This window comes from Chitinophaga agri (assembly GCF_010093065.1).
GTDB classification, from domain to species: domain Bacteria; phylum Bacteroidota; class Bacteroidia; order Chitinophagales; family Chitinophagaceae; genus Chitinophaga; species Chitinophaga agri.
Window position 1 is genome coordinate 501,579 of the sequence record NZ_CP048113.1, and the last position, 20,486, is coordinate 522,064.

14 protein-coding genes are annotated in these 20,486 nt (G+C 46.6%); 9 read left to right on the forward strand and 5 right to left on the reverse strand.

What is annotated here, in order from left to right:
* Positions 1–15 precede the first annotated feature (15 nt).
* From GWR21_RS01960 to GWR21_RS01980, 5 genes are read left to right on the forward strand one after another with little or no spacing between them, the layout of a single operon-like run.
* Complete coding sequence (locus tag GWR21_RS01960; RefSeq protein WP_162330101.1) at positions 16–945, forward strand: ABC transporter ATP-binding protein; 930 nt, start codon at positions 16–18, stop codon at positions 943–945.
* Between the two features lie 21 nt (positions 946–966).
* On the forward strand, positions 967–3,270 hold the full coding sequence (locus GWR21_RS01965) for a Gldg family protein (RefSeq protein WP_162330102.1): 2,304 nt from the start codon (positions 967–969) through the stop codon (positions 3,268–3,270).
* 13 nt (positions 3,271–3,283) lie between these two features.
* Complete coding sequence (locus GWR21_RS01970; protein ID WP_162330103.1) at positions 3,284–4,636, forward strand: MutS-related protein; 1,353 nt, start codon at positions 3,284–3,286, stop codon at positions 4,634–4,636.
* On the forward strand, positions 4,633–5,946 hold the full coding sequence (locus GWR21_RS01975; protein ID WP_162330104.1) for a MutS-related protein: 1,314 nt from the start codon (positions 4,633–4,635) through the stop codon (positions 5,944–5,946). The genes GWR21_RS01970 and GWR21_RS01975 overlap by 4 nt, the downstream gene beginning before the upstream one ends.
* A 48-nt stretch (positions 5,947–5,994) precedes the next feature.
* Positions 5,995–8,805: a M16 family metallopeptidase gene (locus GWR21_RS01980; protein ID WP_162330105.1), complete on the forward strand. Its 2,811-nt coding sequence runs from the start codon at positions 5,995–5,997 to the stop codon at positions 8,803–8,805.
* A gap of 115 nt (positions 8,806–8,920) precedes the next feature.
* Here the strand turns inward: GWR21_RS01980 and pdxR are convergent, their stop codons facing one another.
* A complete protein-coding gene (pdxR, locus tag GWR21_RS01985; protein WP_162330106.1) occupies positions 8,921–10,396 on the reverse strand; it encodes a MocR-like pyridoxine biosynthesis transcription factor PdxR in 1,476 nt (491 codons plus the stop codon).
* Between the two features lie 104 nt (positions 10,397–10,500).
* Between pdxR and bioB the strand changes: the two genes are divergently transcribed.
* The 4 genes from bioB to GWR21_RS02005 all read left to right on the forward strand — a co-directional run bounded on the left by bioB (position 10,501) and on the right by GWR21_RS02005 (position 13,787).
* On the forward strand, positions 10,501–11,496 hold the full coding sequence (gene bioB, locus GWR21_RS01990) for a biotin synthase BioB (protein WP_162330107.1): 996 nt from the start codon (positions 10,501–10,503) through the stop codon (positions 11,494–11,496).
* Positions 11,497–11,726: 230 nt separating this feature from the next.
* The gene (locus GWR21_RS01995) at positions 11,727–12,461 is read left to right on the forward strand and encodes a helix-turn-helix transcriptional regulator (protein ID WP_162330108.1); all 735 of its coding nucleotides are present in this window, start codon (positions 11,727–11,729) and stop codon (positions 12,459–12,461) included.
* Positions 12,462–12,533: 72 nt separating this feature from the next.
* Entirely contained in the window at positions 12,534–13,067 is a 534-nt protein-coding gene (locus GWR21_RS02000; protein WP_162330109.1) for a dihydrofolate reductase family protein, read from the forward strand.
* Positions 13,068–13,514: 447 nt separating this feature from the next.
* Positions 13,515–13,787: a 2Fe-2S iron-sulfur cluster-binding protein gene (locus GWR21_RS02005; protein WP_162330110.1), complete on the forward strand. Its 273-nt coding sequence runs from the start codon at positions 13,515–13,517 to the stop codon at positions 13,785–13,787.
* A gap of 83 nt (positions 13,788–13,870) precedes the next feature.
* Here GWR21_RS02005 and GWR21_RS02010 read toward each other — a convergent pair whose 3' ends face one another.
* The 4 genes from GWR21_RS02010 to GWR21_RS02025 all read right to left on the reverse strand — a co-directional run bounded on the left by GWR21_RS02010 (position 13,871) and on the right by GWR21_RS02025 (position 20,483).
* Complete coding sequence (locus tag GWR21_RS02010) at positions 13,871–15,424, reverse strand: phosphatase PAP2 family protein (protein WP_162330111.1); 1,554 nt, start codon at positions 15,422–15,424, stop codon at positions 13,871–13,873.
* 1 nt (position 15,425) lies between these two features.
* Positions 15,426–16,385 (reverse strand): transporter, encoded by a 960-nt coding sequence (locus GWR21_RS02015; protein ID WP_162330112.1) that lies wholly within the window; start codon positions 16,383–16,385, stop codon positions 15,426–15,428.
* A gap of 198 nt (positions 16,386–16,583) precedes the next feature.
* Positions 16,584–18,578, reverse strand: coding sequence for a PQQ-like beta-propeller repeat protein (locus GWR21_RS02020; RefSeq protein WP_162330113.1), 1,995 nt, complete (start codon positions 18,576–18,578; stop codon positions 16,584–16,586).
* A 42-nt stretch (positions 18,579–18,620) separates the two neighbouring features.
* Positions 18,621–20,483 carry a Kelch repeat-containing protein gene (locus GWR21_RS02025; RefSeq protein WP_162330114.1) on the reverse strand — a complete coding sequence of 621 codons (1,863 nt, stop codon included), beginning with the start codon at positions 20,481–20,483 and terminating at the stop codon, positions 18,621–18,623.
* Positions 20,484–20,486 lie beyond the last annotated feature (3 nt).

The following is a 20,486-nucleotide window of genomic DNA, read 5'->3' on the forward strand; positions in this document are numbered from 1 at the left end:
GATAATCCGTAATGCATGGAAAATACCATCGTAAAAGTTGAAAACTTGTCTCACCGTTATGCATCACAGTGGGCGGTCAGAGATATAAATTTTGAGATCAGCAGCCAGGGAGTTGTGGGACTACTGGGTTCCAACGGAGCTGGTAAATCTACCACAATGAATATCATTTGTGGCGTATTAAAACAATCGAAAGGCGAAGTGTTTATCGATGGTATCAATCTGAAAGACGATCCTGTAGCGGCGAAACGCAATATTGGTTTTATGCCGCAAAAGCTGCCCCTTTACCTCGACTTTACAGTGGAAGAATACCTGACCTATTGCGCTGAACTCCGGATGGTTGAGAAAGGCCAGATAGCAAAGTCGGTGAAAGATGTGCTGGAAAGATGCGGAGTGGCCCATTTCAGAGAACGCCTCCTGCGTAACCTCTCCGGTGGTTATCAGCAACGTGTTGGTATCGCACAGGCTATTGTTCATAACCCAAAGTTCGTGGTACTCGATGAACCTACCAACGGACTGGACCCCAATCAGATCCTGGAGGTGCGTAATCTGATCAAGCAGATCGCGCTTGACCGTGCTGTATTGCTTTCCACGCATATTCTTACAGAGGTACAGGCTACCTGCAGAGAGATCAAAATGATCGAAGAAGGACAGATGGTATTTTCGGGTTCCCTGGAGATGTTCGATAACTACATAGAACCTAACACCCTCGTAGTAACGCTGGACACTCCTCCGGTAAGCGATGCCCTCATGAGCGTGGAAGGTATCAGATCAGTAGAGCAGATCGCTCCCTACCGTTACCGCCTGGGGTATGATGGCGAGAAGAGAACCGCGCAACGCTTTGCTGCTGCCAGTGTGAACCAGGACTGGGGACTGATGGAACTGGTGATAGAGAAAAGTTCGCTGGATGAAGTGTTCGCCAGATTGTCGAAGAAAAACAATAAGTAAAATCTGATAACAAGATATTAAATGAGACGTATTTTTAAGATCGCCAAGGCGGAATTGTTCACCTTGTTTTATTCGCCGATTGCCTGGATGATACTGGTGGTTTTCGCCTTTCAGACCGGAATGTCCTTTGTTGAACATCTGCAGGAGATCGTTCGTGCAAAGAATGTAGGTTTTGGTAACGCCTTTATCACTGCCAGCATATTTTCAGGTAATCTTGGTTTGTTCACGACCGTGCAGGGCTATCTCTATCTCTATATCCCGTTGCTGACCATGGGGCTGATGAGCCGTGAACTGAGCAGCGGTTCCATTAAATTATTATATTCATCACCTGTTACCTCCGCACAGATCATTTATGGAAAATTCACTGCCATGATGCTCTATAGCCTCATGCTGATCGGTATATTGCTGGTATATGTAGTGATAGGCATGTGTACGGTGGAACACTTCGATCTGCCTTCTGTATTTTCAGGTTTATTATCCCTGTACCTACTGATGTGCGCATACGCTGCTATCGGGCTGTTTATGTCCTGTCTCACTTCCTACCAGGTGGTGGCTGCATTGGGTACGCTGGTATTACTGGCTGCACTCAGTTACATGAACAAAGTATGGCAGGACATTAATTTTGTTCGTGACATTACCTATTGGCTGTCTATTTCTGGTCGTTGTAACGAAATGATCGGTGGATTGATCTGTAGTGAAGATGTGCTGTATTTTGTTATCGTTATTGCCATGTTCCTGACCCTGAGCATTCAGAAACTGCAGGCTGGCCGTACGCATGCATCCTTCGCGACCGTATGGAGTAAATACTCATTGGTGGTGTTCCTGGCGATGCTGCTGGGTTATGTTACCTCCCGCCCGGTATTTATGGCCTATTACGATACGACAGAGACCAAACGTAATACACTGACGCCTAACAGCCAGGCTATTATGGCCAAGCTCGATGGTGATCTGACGATCACTACCTATGTGAACCTGCTTGATAGAGAATATTATCATGGTATTCCAAGCCAGGTGAATGAAGATAAAGAGCGGTTAAAACAATATATCCGTTTCAAACCAGAGACGAAACTGAAATACGTTTATTACTACGATAAACCGACTAATAATCCACGCCTTGATTTTGTTTATAAAGATAAAACGCTCGCTGAAATGGCGAACAAGGAGGCTGAGATCCGTGAACTTGATATCAATATGTTCCTCACACCTGAACAGATCAAAAAGCAGATCAATCTGGAAGATGAGGGCAATACCTTCGTTCGTTTGGTAGAAAGAGGAAATGGACAGAAAGCATGGCTGAGGATCTACGACGACATGATGAAGTTTCCTGATGAAGGAGAAGTTTCTGCCATGTTCAAGAGGATGGTCATGAAGCTGCCTAAGATCGGTTTCCTGCAGGGACAGGGAGAAAGAAGCATAGAAGGAGACAGAATGAAGGACTACACACTCTTCTCATCTGTAAAAACCTTCCGTTATGCACTCACCAACCAGGGTTGCGATGTAGTTTCACTGGACCTGACGGGCGATAAGGAAATCCCGAAAGGAATCGACATCATTGTCATTTCAGATATGAAAGAGGCCATGGATACTGCCACAAAGAAGAAACTCGATGCCTACATCGCCAGCGGTGGTAATCTCGCTATCTCCCTGAAGCCCGGTTCTCCTATCATGGAATCTTTCATCGCTCAGTTTGGTGTAAAGACAATTCCTGGTCAGCTGGTGCAGCCTAAACTGGACGTGGCAGCCAACGTTGTAATGGCAGTACCTACTGCCGCTGCTGAGAAAGTTGCGCCTATATTCAGCATGATGCGTGAACAACGTAAGTATGTAGGTATGGTGAAAAGTGCCGGTCTGATATTTAGTCCTGAAAAAGGGTTTACGGCAGTACCTGTATTACAAACTGTCGATACCATGAAAACATGGAATGAACTGCAGACGATCGATTTCGTGAATGATTCTGCTTCATTGGATGCAGCGTCAGGAGAGAAGGCAGACAGCTTTGTAACTGCCTATGCACTATCAAGAAAGGTAGGTGATAAAGAACAGCGTATTATGATACTGGGAGATGCCGACTGTATCAGCAATGGTGGTATGAACCCGCCGATCAGACGTTACGGTGCTTCTAACTTCTCGCTGATCCCGGGTATGTTCCATTGGTTATCTTATGGCACTGTTCCGGTAGATGTAAGCCGCCCACGTTCTTCTGATAACGATATTACTCTTACCAAAGAGGGAGTGAAAATGCTGAAATACCTGCTGATGTGGGCGATCCCTGGCATCCTCATAATTGGTAGCACCATCTTATTGATCAGAAGAAAAAGAAAATAAAATAGTTGCTGGTATGAGCTTAATGACGGATAAACAAACGCTGACTGATCTGAACATCTTCGGCAAAAGCGGTACAAATGGTGGCATCTATGCCATCTTTGACCGCACGCATACCCGGGGAGGATCAGCGCTGCTGGAAGAAATGTTCCGCAATCCATTGTCGGAAGCAGCTGCAATTAACGCACGTAGTACAACCATTCGTTCTTTCGGGACCGCCGGCGTATCTTTCCCTTACGATGCCGTGTGGTTCGATGGGGCCGAACAGTACCTGCAGCATACAGATGAACGTAGCCGGTTGAGTGATCAACAGGATAATCTGGGTAGAAAACTGAATCAGCTGATAGCCGGTGATAATGCCTATAAAGCCATTGAGAAAGGAGTAGAGTGCCTGATCGCTATTTTACAGACAACCCTCCGGTTCGCGGATAGTGTCCGTCAGCAGATGGCAGCAACGCCGTACAGTGAAGAACTGACAGCGATAGAGCAATTGCTGAAAGAAGCGGAACTACAGTCGCTGTTACACGAGCCAGCCAAACATAAATTACCTTTTGCCAAAGTAGCGGAGTATGATAAAATACTCCGCTTCCGGCAACGGGAGGTGATGAAACGGCTGTTATACCTGTTGTATCAGACGGACGTTTATATATCGGTCGCGCGTATCGCGGCAGAGAAAAAGTTCGCTTTCCCCAATGCCCTTCCCCGGGAACAGCAAACGGTGCTGCTGGAAGATTTTTATCATCCTTCGTTAACGACACCTGTCACCAATACTATTACCATCACTCCTTCCAGCAACGTGATATTCCTGACAGGGGCCAATATGGCAGGGAAATCTACGTTCATGAAGGCCCTGGGCATCTGTATGTACCTCGGGCAGATGGGCTTCCCCGTACCTGCTTCCAGGATGGAGTTTTCCGTGCGGGATGGTATATTCACGACCATCAACCTTCCCGATAACCTGAGTATGGGTGCCAGCCACTTTTATGCAGAAGTGCTCCGCATCAAGAATGTAGCGCGGGAACTTAGCCGGGATAAATATCTCTTCGTCATCTTCGATGAATTATTCCGTGGTACAAATGTAAAGGATGCGCATGAGGCAACGATCGCTGTTACCAGTGCCATTGCCCGCAGAAAGAACTGCATGTTCATGGTGTCCACACACATCATTGAAGCCGGGGAAGTGCTCAGGGCACAATGTGAAAATATCAACTTCGTATTCCTGCCCACATTAATGGATGGTAACAAGCCCGTATATACGCATAAACTGCAATCAGGCATTACGGCTGACAGACACGGGATGGTCATTATCAGAAATGAAGGTATCCTCGATATATTGGCCAGAAAAAAAACAGTAAAGACGAACACATGAGTTTTATTGCAGACAAACAAACGTTAGACGATCTGTCCTTGTTAGGCAAATTTAATCCTGGTTCAGTTTTCAGTATTTTCAATAAAGTGAAGACCCGGGGGGCAGAGAAGCTACTGGATGCCATGTTCCTTCATCCGCTGTCAGACGTGGAAGCGATCAACAACAGAAGCGCGATCTTTCTTTATTTCAATGATCATCCTACCGGTTTCCCTTTTGATGATAAGCAGCTGGAACGTATGGAGTCCTATCTGGACGAAGGCGGAGATGGCAGCTATCTCCTGGCCCTCTGGGAGTTGAGCAGGAAGAAGATCGCGGCACTACTGGTCAGAGATGATACCTATGAACTGGCTTTAACAGGTATAGACAGTAGCATCGCCATATTGGAAGCCTGTGAACAGCTCCTCCGGCAACTGGAGAAAGAAGGCCGCGATAAAGATCAGCCATGGAAGAAATGGTCAGACATTGTACGGACCATTATTACTGACGTGCGATACAAACAGCTTAACAGCTCTTCCCGGTCCCTGTTGGATAATGTACGGCTACATCACATGCTAACAGGTACATTTCGCGGTCAGCTGAAAATGCTGCTGGAACTGATCTATGAAACGGATCTGTATATAGCCGTAGCCGGTGTGGCCAGGGCCAAAGGATTTTCTTATGCACAGGCATTGCCGAAAGACCGGAACAAGCTGGAAGCAAAAGGACTGAGACATCCCGGGCTTGATAAAGGTGTTGCCAACTCCCTGTTCTTTAATACAGCAACGAATGTATTATTCCTCACAGGCGCCAATATGGCAGGTAAGTCAACCCTGATGAAATCTACGGGTATCCTTCTTTACCTGGCACATATGGGATTTCCCGTGGCCGCAACCGATGTACAATTCTCCCTCCTGGACGGTATCTATTCCTCCGTGAACGTTCCTGATGATCTGAATAAAGGATATAGCCACTTCTACGCGGAAGTGCTGCGGGTGAAAAAAGTGGCGGAAGAAGTAGCGACCGGTAAATCCTTATTTATCATCTTTGATGAACTGTTTAAAGGAACAAATGTAAAAGATGCCTATGATGCAACACTCGCTGTTACAGAAGCATTTACCAATTTTACAAATTGTTTTTTTATCATTTCAACACATATCTTTGAAGTTGGACATGCCCTGAATAATGGTGGTTCACAGATCTCTTTCGAGTTCCTGCCTACTATTATGCAGAACAATGTCCCTCAGTATACATACAAGCTGCAAAAAGGTATAACCACCGACAGACAAGGTATGATCATTATTGAGAATGAAGGAATATTGAATATGTTATAGATCAGTATTGATCCCTGAGGGGAGATGTTACATCAAAAACCAAACATTATGCACTATCGCCATTGGGCTACCATGGGACTAATGCTCCTATTGGCAAATGGGAAATCAGCATTTGCCCAACACCAAAATCAATCTATACCGCCGGATACTGCTGTACGCACAGGAAAGTTACCAAACGGATTCACCTATTACATCCGGAGGAATGAAGAGCCACAGAAAAGGGCACTGTTCTACCTGGTCAATAAAGTGGGTTCTATCCTGGAGGATGAAGATCAGTTAGGACTGGCGCATTTCATGGAACACATGAACTTCAACGGTACTACCCATTTTAAAAAGAACGACCTGATCGACTACCTGCAGAAGGCCGGTGTAAGATTTGGTGCTGATCTGAATGCCTATACCTCTTTTGATGAAACTGTATACCAGCTGCCTATCCCGACAGATAACCCTGCGATGGTAGGCAAGGGACTCAATATCATGCGTGACTGGGCACAGGAAGCGATCCTCGATCCTGGAGACGTGGACAAGGAACGCGGTGTTATCCTCGAAGAAAAACGTTTAAAGGAGGGGGTTGGCGCCAGGATGCAGCAACAAACCCTGCCCGTGATGTTAAATCATTCACGATATGCTTTCAGGGAACCTATCGGCACGGACAGTATTCTAAAGAACTTCCCGGTAGCCGCCATCCACAGGTTTTATAAAGACTGGTACAGGCCTAATCTGCAGGCGCTGATCGTGGTAGGCGACGTCAATGTAGACGCTGTCGAAAAGCAGATCAGGAAGCAGTTTGCCGATCTGAAAAATCCTGCCAGTGAACGTCCCCGTCCGGAATACAAAATTGAGCTGACCGGGCAAAACCAATTCAGGTCGATCACCGATCCGGAGATCACGGCAACTGAACTGGAGATGCTGATCAAGCATGAAGGCAGCACGATCAAAACGACTACTGACTATAAGAATGCTATTCAGAAAGCCTTGTTCAATCAGATGCTGAGTCGCAGACTGGGCGAGTTGAGTCAGCAGCCTAATCTGCCCTTCCTCGGAGTGAAAGCAGGTGTTGGCGATCTGTTTGGTGGTCTGGATCAGTTCTCCTACTCGGTTACTGCGAAGCCAGGTAAATTACCGGAAGCTTTTGCCACTACCTGGCAACTGATCGAGCAGGTAAAACGCGATGGCTTTACCCAGGCGGAACTCGACAGAGCGAAACTCAGTTATGCAACTGCTATGGAATCGGCTAAGAAGGAAAAGAGTAAAACACCTTCCAGCAGCTACGTTTCCGAATACCAGCAACTGTTCCTCCAGGGCGCTGCCACTCCCGGCTTTGACTGGGAATATGATTTTGTGAAAGCGACACTACCTGGTATCACACTGAACGATATCAAAGAAGTGGCTACTCATTACATCACCGCCACAAACAGAGACATCTTCCTGTCCGCTCCTGAAAAGGAAAAAGCGAATCTTCCTGATTCTGCTGCTGTAGACGCATGGTTCAGCAAGATGGCGACTATGGCTATTCAGCCATACAGCGATGTAGCAACCGGCAACGTGTTGCTGAAAAATATCCCAGCTGGTGGAAAGGTCGTTTCCCGTTCTACTGTGGCGGCACTTGATATGCAACAGCTGACTTTAAGTAACGGAGTGAAGGTGTGGCTGAAACCCACCAGCTATACGAATGACCAGATCCAGTTCATGTCATTTGCACCGGGTGGTATCAACAAATATCCGAACGAAGAATTCCCTACAGCTGCCAATACGGTCGGTATCATCGGTGGTAGCGGACTGGGTGACTATTCCCCTGTTCAGTTATCCAGGATGCTGAATGGTAAGGCAGTTTCTGTAGGTGCCTATATCGGTGGCCGTAGCCAGGGTGTAACAGGCGGTTGCAGGTCTGAAGACCTGGAGACTGCATTACAGCTCATTTACATGCGCTATACTGCTCCCCGTAAAGACACCGTGTTATTTGAAAACGCTATTGCCAGATCCAGAGAAGCAGTCAGGAACAAGTACGATGATCCGGATAACGTGTTCAGGGATACTGTCACCACCGTATTGGGCGGATATAACTATCGTACAAGTCCGGTTACACTGGAAAGACTTGATAGTATCAGTCTTGATAAAGCATTGGCTATCTATAAAGACCGCTTCGCGGATGCTTCACAGGCGAATTTTGTCTTTGTGGGCAATTTTAACACAGATAGCATTCAGCCACTGCTGGAGCGTTACCTGGGAGCGTTACCTGCTTTAAACCTGAACGAAAAAGCTGTTACCCTTCATTCGGAGGTACCTAAAGGTAAACTGGTGAAGGTTGTGGAAAAGGGTAAAGGTAATAAGGCGACTGTACTGCTGGTCTATAATGGCGATTGCGCCTATAGTGCTGAAGAAAGTCTGCAATTACAGGCATTGACAGAAGTACTGCAATACAGACTGCTGGAGAGCCTGAGAGAGAAAGCAGGAGAGGTGTATACACCTTCTGCTCAGGGCAGCATGGTGAAAGAGCCAGATCCGCGTTTTGCCATCAACGTGTCTTTCGGTTGTGCGCCGGAACACGTGGAGCACCTGGTGGGACTGGTAGGAGAGGACATTGCCAATCTGCAAAAACACGGCGCTACCAGTGATGAACTGGTGAAATTTAAGGCCGGCTATAGAAAGCAGGTAGAGTTGCAGGTAAAGAGCAATGAATTCTGGTTGCAATATATAGCGGGTAAGCTCGAGAGAAACGAAGAACTGCAACCTGTGCCTGATGTGGAAAAGCGATTGAAACAGGTTACCAGTAAGTCGCTGAGGTCAGCTGCCGGAAGGTATCTGAGCGGAGAGAATGTGATCCGTTTTGTATCACTGCCTGAAAAAAATAATCAATAATAACCAGTACCTGGTTCACGTTATCTATCCCTATGATCACCTAAGTCCGGCTTCGTCATGGAGCCGGGCTTTTTTATAGTTTGTCCCGCCGGTGCAGTCGTGTGCTGATCACTGGCTACTGTTGCAGTTGTATGAGTGATGCCTTCAGAATAAGAATGGTCTTCTCCATTTCATCGTTATCCAGGTGTCCAAATCCGATTCGCAGTGCGGTCACTTCTTTATTCTGATACAGCAGCGTTCTTGGAATGAACAGGTTGTTTTTCTCACATTGTTTCTTTAACCGCATCAGGTTTACCGGCTTTTTGAAAGATAGCCAGAATGCAAGTCCTCCTGTTGGTTGGCGGAACTCGATCCAGTCTCCCAGTTGTTTCTCCAGTAGTGCCGACATGAGGTCCCGCCGTTCTTTATATATTTTCAGTGAGCGTTTCATATGCCGCTGGATAGCACCTTCCTCTATCATTTCTCCCAACGCCTGCTCAATCATCACGTCTCCCTGGCGGTCTATAATGCCCAGGTATTTGCGCATTTCCACCATCAGGTTCTCCGGAGCAACGACGAATCCCGTCCGGAACCCCGGTGCGAGCGACTTACCAAATGAGCTTACATAAATGACCATCCCTGCTGTGTCTACAGTGGCCAGGGGTAACAGGGGCTGTTTGTCATAGTGAAAGTCATAGTCATGATCATCCTCTACGATCACGAAGCCGTATTTTTTTGATAGTTCCAGTAGCGCCATACGTCTCCGGGCACTTAAACTGACCGTTGTCGGATAATGATGCTGGGGCGTGACATACACCAACCGGATGGGATGGGACTTACATAGCTCGTTCAGGGCTTCTGTATTCAGCCCTTCATCATCGGTGGGGATGGTCAGTACCTGGTTACTGGATTTCTGAAAGATCATATTGGCAGCAAAATAACTGGGAGAGCCGACCACTACGTAATCGCCCTGACGAAGAATGATCTCGGAAATGATAAACAGGCTCATTTCAATACTACGGGTGATCAGCAGATTGTTGATAGATATCTTGAATCCACGTGACAGCCGGAGGTACCGTGACAGCTGCTCCTTAAAATACCGGCTCCCTTCCTGGTTGTAATAACTCATTTTCTTCCAGTTGCTTTTACGCTTCATATTGGCGCTATATGAACGGGAAAGGTCATCTATCTGTGTGAGCCGGATGTCAGGAACGCCGTCATTGAACACATAGTCACAGGGTGCATAGTCAAACGGGTTGTCCAAAAGAGCGGTAGTGGCAAAGGTGAAACCGGTTGTAGCCGGGTATCCACCGCTTTCTGCCGGCCGGCCTTTCACTTTAGGTAACCGGGGCATGACAACGGCGCCCTTGTTGGGTTTGATCTCTATCCAGCCCTGCGCATACAGCTCTTCATACACGGCAGTGATGGTATTACGATGTACCTTTAACAATTCGCTCAGACTTCTGCTGCCAGGCAATTTTGTCCCTGGCAATAATATGCCGGATTGGATCGCCTGCATCAACTGATTGGCTATTTGGATATAAATAGCAATGTGGGAAGACCGCTCTATCTGGATAAAACTCTTATATGGAACCTCAACCGGACTATTCATAATATTAAAACTGGCACCTGTAAACCTACCGGCAAGGTATTAAATTTGGCCGAAAACAGGTATTCCGCTCCCTGTCAATCAGAATAAAATATAAAATGAGGAAAATGAAGGAAGCAACAGCACTACGTCATGACTGGACCAAGGAAGAACTAATGGCCATTTACAACAGGCCATTGTTAACGCTGATATACGATGCCGCATCCGTACACCGGGAATGGCACAAGGCTGACGAAGTGCAGATATCGACGTTATTATCGGTGAAAACCGGTGGTTGTCCTGAAGATTGTTCCTATTGTGGTCAGGCTGCCCGCTATCAGACCGGCATCAAGGTACAGGCCCTGCTACCCACCGAAACCGTGCTCGCTCATGCCCGTAAGGCAAAAGAGAATGGCGCCTCCCGTTTTTGTATGGCTGCTGCCTGGCGGGAGGTAAGGGATAACAGTGATTTTGACCGTATTATTGACATGGTAAAGGGCGTCAATGACATGGACCTGGAAGTGTGCTGTACCCTCGGCATGCTGACGGAGCACCAGGCAAATCGCCTGAAAGAGGCCGGTCTGTACGCCTATAACCATAACCTGGATACTTCCGAGGACTATTATAACGAGATCATATCTACCAGAAAGTTCGATAACCGTATTAAAACCATCGATAATGTTCGTAAAGCCGGACTAACCGTCTGCTCGGGCGGTATTATCGGTTTGGGCGAATCTCATATGGACCGTATATCCATGCTGCTCACACTGGCCAACATGGAAAAACACCCTGAATCCGTGCCTATTAATGCACTGGCCAGGGTAAAAGGTACTCCGCTGGAGAACAACCCTAAAGTAGACATCTGGGATATGGTACGTATGATCGCTACTGCACGTATCGCTATGCCTGCGTCTATGGTGCGCCTTAGTGCCGGCCGTATCGAAATGACAGAGGTGGAACAGGGCTGGTGCTTCATGGCGGGGGCCAACTCCATCTTCACCGGTGAAAGGGAAACACTGTTGGTGACCCCTAACCCTGGCGTATCTGACGATTTACAGATGCTGCAAAACCTGGGCTTAAAACCAATGGTAAAGGAAACAGCAACAGCCGGAACTGCCTGCTAACATTCGAGCTCTCCCCATAAAAGTAACAAGGGATGCTACCGGAAGGGAGCATCCCTTCGTTTGTATTAACAGATATTCTTAGAAAGCAAAGTGTACAAATGGTTAGTGAATTTTGAACCATATTTCTGATGGAATATTTTTTAAATTTGATGAATGTTGAAGAACATAAGCATGCGAATTGCCATATCAGCACTTGAGAAGCATTTTACTGAATAAGCCTGAAGCAACTAATGGTATATAAAAAAGTAAAACCTCACAAAGAATTAGCGCCCTTTATTCATTTTTATTGGGAACTGAACGGAAACGAATCTGAGAAACAATGGGAGCGGGTTTTTCCGGACGGCTGTGCAGGCATTATATTGAACTTAGGGAATAAATGTCTGACAGATAATGGGGGACTTTCAATGGAATCCGGGAAAACTTACGTGGTGGGTGCAATGAATGTTTTCAAGGACAGCTTCATTGATAACGATACACATTTAGTTGGGGTATGTCTGAAACCGGCAACTTTTGCTAATTTCTATAGTTATGCTTCGCAGAATGAGTTGACAAATAACACTGTCGAATTAGAAAGATCCAACTCGTTTAATATTGATAAGGCATGTGAAAATCTATTCCATTATTTTGATGGTTTTTATTCTGAAAGAATAAAAACAAAAACCAATCAATTGCATGCTGTCATTAACGATATACATTGCTCGAAAGGAACAATCAGCGTTTACGACCTGGCGAAAAAAAATTTTATAACCGTAAGACAGCTGGAGCGGAATTTTAAAAAGTTCATCGGACTGTCTCCAAAAGAATATGCGGGTATTATCCGTTTTCAGCATGCTTTGTCTCTGATCAAAGATTCGAAGCAAACCCGCAGTTTGTTCGATATAGCTCTTGAATGTGGCTATTATGATCATTCACATCTTAGTCTTGAAATCAAACGAAATACAGGGCTTTCACCATCGTTACTTTAATTTGTCGCATTTTTACAAAGTACCAGTGGAAGCGTAAATGTAAATTTGCGTAAACATTGAACTTCAAAACAAATGCGAAAAATTTCACTTTTCATTGCTATGAGCTTAGACGGTTATATTGCCAAACCCAATGACGATCTAAGCTTTTTGAAATTAGTAGAAAAAGAAGGAGAGGATTATGGCTATGCGGAATTTACATCCCAAATTGATACCGTAATTATTGGCAGAAGGACCTATGACTATGTAGTTAACGAAATCGGGCCATCTCATTATGATAACGGACAGCGAGATGTTTATGTCATTACAAGAACGGAGAGACCGCCAATAGGCAGAACGATTTTTTATACAGGTGACTTAACCGAACTTGTTGACCGTTTAAAATCAGAAAATGGTAAAAATATCTATTGCGATGGGGGAGCAGAAGTAATCAATGAGCTATTAAAGCACGACTTAATAGACGATTTTGTTATCTCGGTTATTCCGGTTCTGGTAGGTAGCGGGACAAGACTTTTCAAAGACGGAATACCTGAGCAGCCCCTGGAATTTATTACGGCAAAAGCATTTGATACCGGACTGACGCAACTGCATTACAAGCGTAAAAGGTAGAAAACAAACTGCTGAGTAGCTACTTAATACGCGGATAGTACCTGTTCTAAATAGCAGTGGAAACTTCTGTTGACGACAGAAGTTTCCACTGCTATCTTGTCAATTTGCATTGATTTACAGGCAGAAATCCCCTGTAGGTAAGTGCAGTTAGCACCATTACCAACCCGGTATCTATAATTAAAATAATATAACGTAATCTGCTGATTATTAATCCTTTTATTTTTTTAGTGTTTTTTTGAGTCGGTTGCCGGTGGTCCAGGGATATCTTTTTCGTCCTGATCTGGCGCCTGAATTTATATACCGCTTGGCCGTCGCTAGTTCGTCGCTTGTTCGTCGCTTGTAGCTCCGGACTATAAGGCGACCATAAAGGGGGTAAATTGGCCTTCGCAGATTTCCGTTGAGCAAATCCTCCGGAAAAGTTATCTTAGCCGCCAAAATTTACTAGAAATGAAAGGCAGTGATATCAGCTACAAAGTGACGCTAACGCAATCTGAAAAAGAAGTTATCTGGACACCAAAAAAGGGTACCATACTGGAGCTCTGCGAATCAGTGGGCGTAGATCCGGATTTCAGTTGCAGAACGGGTACCTGTACCACCTGTGAGGCAAAGCTTCTTAAAGGAACCACCGAATATGAGACAGAGCCTTATATGGAACCGACGAACGGAAACATCCTCATCTGCTGCTCAATACCCACTTCCGACATTGAAATAGCATTATAAGGAAGCGATGTGATCATATAGCTGCCGGTAAATATGTGTTTACCATATTTACCGGCAGCATAAAGAAGTAGCGGCGACTAACATCATTCTGCGCCATCCATCTGTGCCCGCTTGATCGCGTAATTTCCCACATTCCTCCCTACAACCAATCCCACCTGGCAATCGCTTTTATCATAATGCAGTCCGCCGAGAAACCTCGACCTGGCCGCTTCTTCCGCCATTGCATCATAGGCTGCCGCTCTCTCGGGAATAAGGTGCCCCAGTAGCCTGGACGCCGCCCCGCTGAATGTGGAATGCCCTGATATATAGGAAGGGAAATTCGGTACACCCGTCAGGGACTTAATATTGGGGTTCATCTGACTGGGTCGCGGATTAAAATAGAAATACTTGGTATCCCAGCAAACGATCGCCGCGTCCATTTCTGCCATCGCCAGTAAGGCAATATTACGTGCCCAGCGGACCTCGCTATAGTTTTTGGTAAGGAAGTCTTCCGCAGCAATGGACATCCAGTGTCCGGTCGGCGTGTAGGTGCCCACACCATCCGACCAGAAATGTATGATCCGTATGTTCTCCCGTGTCGGGCGTGAGGTCTGTGTATATACTTCCTCCACTTCTCGTTTCATCTCATCACCGGACGTAGAAGGTGGTGGACCGGGGCGTAAGGCGATGACCGTCAGTGAGTCGAAGAGGAAGGGCTTTACCTTGCCATATAAAGGCAGCATCGGCGGACGTTTAGGTGTTTCCAGGCTTTGCCACGGTGTTTCTCCCTTCGCCATACAATCATCTTCCAGTTGCTTCCATAAGGCAGGCGTACCACCCGCTGCACCAGCCCGGTCGCCTCTTGCTCTGGCAACAAATTTCTGGGCCACTGCCTTGCCTAATGCTTCCCCGGCTTCGATATCACTACGGACATTGGCGCCGGCAATCATACGTGCCAGCTTCTGCTCTTCCGCTTTCTGCTGAATGAAGTCCTGATCTCCCGGGAAGAGCAGCTTCATCATCTCCGCAGCTGCACCCGCCATCACTGCATCCTCAGAAGGATAGGACGGCAGCCCGGACCGGGGTATCAGTACATTCAGTGAACTATCTACCTGATAAGGCGCCGGGCGTTTGTACCGTGCCTTATAATACCAGGCGGCTACCAGTGCGTCGTATTGTGCCGCAGCCACATAGGCATAGGCTCTTGCAGCATAAGGCGGATTCGCGAACGGGAAGAGTGGATAGGCCAGCGGATTGCTGGCGTTAGGTACGGGATAGGTGCCGTCCTCGTTCTGGTAGGGCGGCAGATTATGCTTTGCGACCAGCTCCCGCATGATCTCGTTCCACCGTAAGATGCCGCCCGCACTCCAGTATTTTACAATGCGTTTTTCTTCTGCGCTGAGGTCTGCCTGCCAGGCTTTAATTTCATTGATCTGTGCAATGTAATCCGGTGTTTTGGTACCTCCCGGTGAGTCTACATGAAACTCCGCTGGGGATGTCAGTAATACCGGTTTCCATGTTCCTGCATTCAGGTCCGGATTAACAGGTGTCAGTGCCGGAATATTCTCCGTTCTGCCTTCAATATCTTTGTTACAGGCGATGAGGGCGAAAGTTATTATCGAGATAAGGGTAATCCCGTATAGAATGATTTTATTCATGTCACTTAGCATTTGAGGATGGATCAGTCAGCTTGACTTTTTTCGAGAAGTTCAGGATGTAAAAGAGGGAGCCGTAGACGGTTGTGGACTGCCCCATGTTCCTGCCGGCCACTGTAGTATTGCCACCAGCTACTATAGAAAGCTGTGGGAGGGGAGGGAGGACATACTTGAAATTACCGCCTACCATGGTAGCTTCCATATCGTTGCTGGGGAAAGGCATATTATTGCGGGTAATATCGAATCCACCCAGCGTATTCCAGATATTGAGCACCGCTTCTGCTATAAACCGCCGATTTCTGAAGCCGGCCCGGAAATTATAACTCATCACATCCGGCATTTTCACTTCATGGGTGTTGTGCATTTCCGTGGTATAATAGGATTCCCGGTCAATGTCAATATTGTCCCGCAGCAGGTAGGTCGCCGAAGCAGTGGCAAAAAAGCCTTTCCACTTATAATCTGCCATGAATCTTGCTAAAGCAGTTTTGCTATGTAACCCGATAGCCAGGGGCAGATAGTCAGGGGTGTAATCGCTCAGTGGGAACGATACACCGGCAATGCCCAGTAATGACAGTCTGCCATTACCCAGTGTCTGCTGGAAAGGCCGCCATTTCAGGAAGAGACTCATATCCTGTAATCCATCCATACCCCGTAATGTTCCGGCGGAGGCTTTTGTCTTTACGTATGGAACATTGAAAAGAACGCCCAGCTTTTTCGATATGCCGTAGTTGCCCATCACGGAAATTGTCTTTGTGGAGACGGTACCCAGATTTTCATTGTCTCTTTTGAATGTTCCTTCCCAATAGTTTTTCCAGCTACTATAGCTGTACATGGGTCCGATACAGTATTCATTCTTCGCCATCATCAGTGCATCAATATCTGTTTGCGCGAATAATGAACGGGGAAGTGTCATAGTACACAATAGCATCATCGCTACTGCCTTCAAGGGAGTAAACTTTTTCATTGTTCAGCTGATTTTGGTCATTAAACCTCATAGGTAAGCCGGTTGCATAGTGTCTCGACTTTTATCACATAACGTTATTAACTCATTTGGGAGGTATTTAGTTCAATATAGGTAAATTTATCCAGTTTAGAAAGTATTGAAATACCCAAAGGCAGTTCCGGAGAACTGCCTTTGGCGGGAATAACAGACCATGATCTGTTACAACCCTGTCTTGCAAACAAGGGTGGCACCCCGCTGTATACTGAAGCCGGGTCTGAAACTGATACCTTTTCCTCCGTGTATCACCACGTTCTGCCTGTTGGCGATCGTACTGGCGCTTACTTTCACAATCCCGTCTGCACGGTACAGGTATTCACTTTTAAATGACCCGTCGGGAATAGTAATGTCCCCTTTGAGTGCAAAACCGGTGGGCACGATCGTGTACACGTGGTTGTCATTTCCGGCGATCAGACTTCCATCTGGTGCTATCATCAGCCGGTTCCCGGTTAAATAGCCGTCGCTGTCGGGAAATGCTACCGAAGGAAAAATGCTCGCTCCGGGAGACACCACCGTGAGCGATTGTTGTCCCTGCTCCGTGTTTAATATGAAAATATTGTCATTGCCATCTATAGCTAACGTACTGGCTGGGTTGAGTCCTGTGATGTTGGCTGTGGGAACTGTTCCGCCGTCAGCCAGAGAATACGCTTCCAGCCGTCCGTTGTTGATGATGTAGATATTATTCGTTCCTATGACTGGTTGAGAGACCTTGTTGGGCTCTCCCACTACCTTCGCGTAACTGCTGCCATCGAAGGCATTGACAATATGAAAACTACTACCTCTTCTCAGACCATTGGTTATACAAACTTTGTTATGCTTTACAGAAGGTACAGGAATGTCAGTGGCAAACGTAGTCATCACATTTACATCCCACTTCATCACACCATCAGCATTGTTCAGTGCGATCAGCTTTCCGGCAGCACCATCATACACATAAACGAGTTGTTCTGATTCATGCAGTGCTGGTGTGCCGAATTTATTTGTCCCCGATGTATATACCCATTTCAGCTTAAATTCCGGCTGAGCGGTATACGCATATACACCTTTATCGGTAGAAATATAGATGCTGCCATCAAACCCGATCACCGGTGTGGCGGTTGCCTGTGCATTATTGGCAAGTTCTCTGGAAAAGGCCATATTGCTGTTCGGATCAAAAACGTTCAGGAGGTTACCTGTATTGCCGGTGAGACAATAGGTATAGCCTTTCCTGTCAGCGACAGGTCCGTACTTCACCACTCCCGCGCCGTCTATAGAAGATGCGCCTAACTGTTTGCCCCGCTGCGATAATGTCAGTAACCAGTGTGCCGGTGATGTAGATGTCACATAATACATCATGAGCTTATCATCATTTAGTATGGGGTCCGACTTAATATAATTGGGGCCGGCAAAGAATGGCATTTCTACCCGGAAACCGGTAGGGTTCGTATTACTTTGCCATCCCTGCATGGCTGTATGCTGAGCATCGTATTTGTATTGCGGCCAGCTTTTTTTCCTGATCTGGTCAGCAGGCATGTGGTAGTAAATGACCAGCTTCGGCTGTCGCGACATATCATCTGACCGCTCTGTATAATACCCATACGTTTGCGCTTCTTCTGCTGCCAGGATGCAATAGAAGTTACCTTTCCGCTCTGTTACCCAGGTATTACCATTGGTGATATCCGGCCGCAGATGTATTGCCTGTGAGATGTCATTTTTTGATACGAGGCTCATGGCACTGCTGGAGGAGTCGGCAATATTTATCGTTTGATTGTCTCTCGGACGATTGAGCTCGTAAAGGTTCACTCCCTGTTCAAATACAGCGGAAGTATTTTTAACTTTCTTCAGATAGATGAGCAGATCTACAGTATCGATGATCGCGCCTTCGGGTATAGACGCCAGACTAAACTGCAGGTAGGCGGAATAATCATGATTCACCTTACGGCCGGTAGTAGAAGAGGAGATGAAGAAGAATGTATCCGCACGGCAGAATGTCCTGGTATCTTCACTGACAGTAGCTTCCCCGGGGCGCTGGGTCTGTGTAACATTAGGCAGGATCACTGCTACCCTGGTATCATTGTATTGTTGTGCGGTACCGTTTGTAGCAAATACCAGCAACAGCAGTGTCGCTATCAGCTGTATAGATAGAGATCGTGTATATTTTATCAGATGTATTTTCATTATCGTTGTTTTTGGGGTGATCAGGTAAGCCTTGTGTGTACGCTATGGCATCGGACAGGCATAGTATAAACGGGATACTTCAATATTCCCCTTCGACACATAAGCCATTACAATTGTCCACGCACAGCCATTGAATCCTATCGTGGCCGCAGCGAAGCTTCGTGCCGTATCAAAGGCTGCCGTCAGCTCTGGTGTAGTGACAGCCACATTGCTCCACTTACAATAGTTACGTGCGGTATCCACAGCTGATATCCAGTTACAGGATAATTTTTTTCCTACGCCTGTAATGTCATTAATGTTACTTGATAATATGTAACGGTAAGAGCCGGTGGCAGGATCCGGTACGCTGTTATTATTCGTCCGTACGTAGCACAGTGATGCTGCGGTGAGCCACTCATCACTATACTGCAGGTCTGCACTGCCATCGCTGTTCCGTACCTTCTGCCAGCCAGCTCTTTTATATACCCACAAATCGTTCAGGGTACTGCCATTGTACCTGACAGCGCCCCCGCCGATCCAGATGCTTTTTTCGCCGTTGACATCTGTTTGTACCGTAGCGGCAAACTGACAACGTTTTGGAAATATTACTCCGGTAGTAGGTACTGCTGCCCAGGTGTCGCCATTATACCGCCAAACATCGTTCAAACCATTACCATTCTTGTCGGCTCCGCCGATCACCCAGATGTTGTCATTCCCGGTTGTATCCGGATAGACGACCACCGCATGCATGGCACGTGGCTTCATGTCGGCAGGTGCATCAATGTAGCTTCTGCCGCCGTTGGTGAGACTGACTACCGTGATCCTGTTACTATATACACTGATATCGGTCTTGCTACCCCCGACAAAATAGAGAGAATCATTACCAAAATGTACACAGGGGCAATGTGCCAGTTCAGCAGGAATAGACAGATGTACTAACCGGTACTGTTCATCATCTCCCAGGATATTGATGAGATGTGGTTCCCAACTGGCGCCATCGCGTGACTTCCAGATGTATGCCAGCGGATCCGCTAAAGCAGTAGTGCTCCTTTTCTGCATCACTGCCCACATCATGTCTTTGTATTCGTTTAATACAAGATCGACCGGCTTATACTGCTCCAGTCTCGAAATGATCGTTCCGTCCTCTTCCACCGTTTCCACCCACGTACTAAAATCATCCATCACATTCCAGTCTGCATTATCTACCCTGATGACATTTGCCACGGTATTCTCCTGCGCTTCCATTACGCCATCCCTGGCACTAAGATAGAAGGGGGGACGGATAGAAGAAGTGGCGCTTCCCAGCTGTACCTTGTAATTAACACGAAAAGGCTTTGTCTGGTCGATATGGGTATAGGTACATATCACATTCCCTGGCTTATCCTTCACTTCACAGGTAGTAGCGTTTATAGTCTCAAACGCAATGATCACCTCATTGCTGTTACGGGTGATAGAAGGACTTATCCTGAAGGTCATAATCTCAGGTTTCTTCGCAGAGACGAGTATGTTATTAAAAACGTAGTCGTCCGGATAAGTGCCGATCACTGCGGAAATCGTTCTAAGTTTGAATTTAATAGGAGCGGATGCGGGAAAAGTCTGTCCCTCCTTCTTTTTCAGATTGACCAATGTAAATTCGATCCGGTTACCACAATCGCTGAAGGAAGTCGCGTAGCTGAAGGTGAATGTAATCGTACCGGTTTTTGTTCCCGACGATTCTACTTTTGCAGACGCATGCGGTTCCCGGATATTGGTGATAGATGGAATGACCCCCGTCCAGTCTACGATCTCCGCCAGACTTTGTACATCAATCTCAATTGCTTTTATCTTTGCCGTATTGTCCGGATTGTCACATGTGATGGCAAACCTCACGTCTGCATTGTCGTCAGATATTGTGTTATTGACGGTGTTTAAAATAAATTTGTCCATGAT

What these genes read in the sequence shown, in the direction of transcription:
- GWR21_RS02010 (WP_162330111.1), bottom strand. Translation starts at nt 15,424, where the DNA reads ATGAATAAAATCATTCTATACGGGATTACCCTTATCTCGATAATAACT.
- pdxR (WP_162330106.1), bottom strand. Translation starts at nt 10,396, where the DNA reads ATGAATAGTCCGGTTGAGGTTCCATATAAGAGTTTTATCCAGATAGAG.
- GWR21_RS01995 (WP_162330108.1), top strand. Translation starts at nt 11,727, where the DNA reads ATGGTATATAAAAAAGTAAAACCTCACAAAGAATTAGCGCCCTTTATT.
- GWR21_RS02000 (WP_162330109.1), top strand. Translation starts at nt 12,534, where the DNA reads ATGCGAAAAATTTCACTTTTCATTGCTATGAGCTTAGACGGTTATATT.
- GWR21_RS02025 (WP_162330114.1), bottom strand. Translation starts at nt 20,483, where the DNA reads ATGGACAAATTTATTTTAAACACCGTCAATAACACAATATCTGACGAC.
- bioB (WP_162330107.1), top strand. Translation starts at nt 10,501, where the DNA reads ATGAAGGAAGCAACAGCACTACGTCATGACTGGACCAAGGAAGAACTA.
- GWR21_RS01975 (WP_162330104.1), top strand. Translation starts at nt 4,633, where the DNA reads ATGAGTTTTATTGCAGACAAACAAACGTTAGACGATCTGTCCTTGTTA.
- GWR21_RS01960 (WP_162330101.1), top strand. Translation starts at nt 16, where the DNA reads ATGGAAAATACCATCGTAAAAGTTGAAAACTTGTCTCACCGTTATGCA.
- GWR21_RS02005 (WP_162330110.1), top strand. Translation starts at nt 13,515, where the DNA reads ATGAAAGGCAGTGATATCAGCTACAAAGTGACGCTAACGCAATCTGAA.
- GWR21_RS01965 (WP_162330102.1), top strand. Translation starts at nt 967, where the DNA reads ATGAGACGTATTTTTAAGATCGCCAAGGCGGAATTGTTCACCTTGTTT.
- GWR21_RS02020 (WP_162330113.1), bottom strand. Translation starts at nt 18,578, where the DNA reads ATGAAAATACATCTGATAAAATATACACGATCTCTATCTATACAGCTG.
- GWR21_RS02015 (WP_162330112.1), bottom strand. Translation starts at nt 16,385, where the DNA reads ATGAAAAAGTTTACTCCCTTGAAGGCAGTAGCGATGATGCTATTGTGT.
- GWR21_RS01970 (WP_162330103.1), top strand. Translation starts at nt 3,284, where the DNA reads ATGAGCTTAATGACGGATAAACAAACGCTGACTGATCTGAACATCTTC.
- GWR21_RS01980 (WP_162330105.1), top strand. Translation starts at nt 5,995, where the DNA reads ATGCACTATCGCCATTGGGCTACCATGGGACTAATGCTCCTATTGGCA.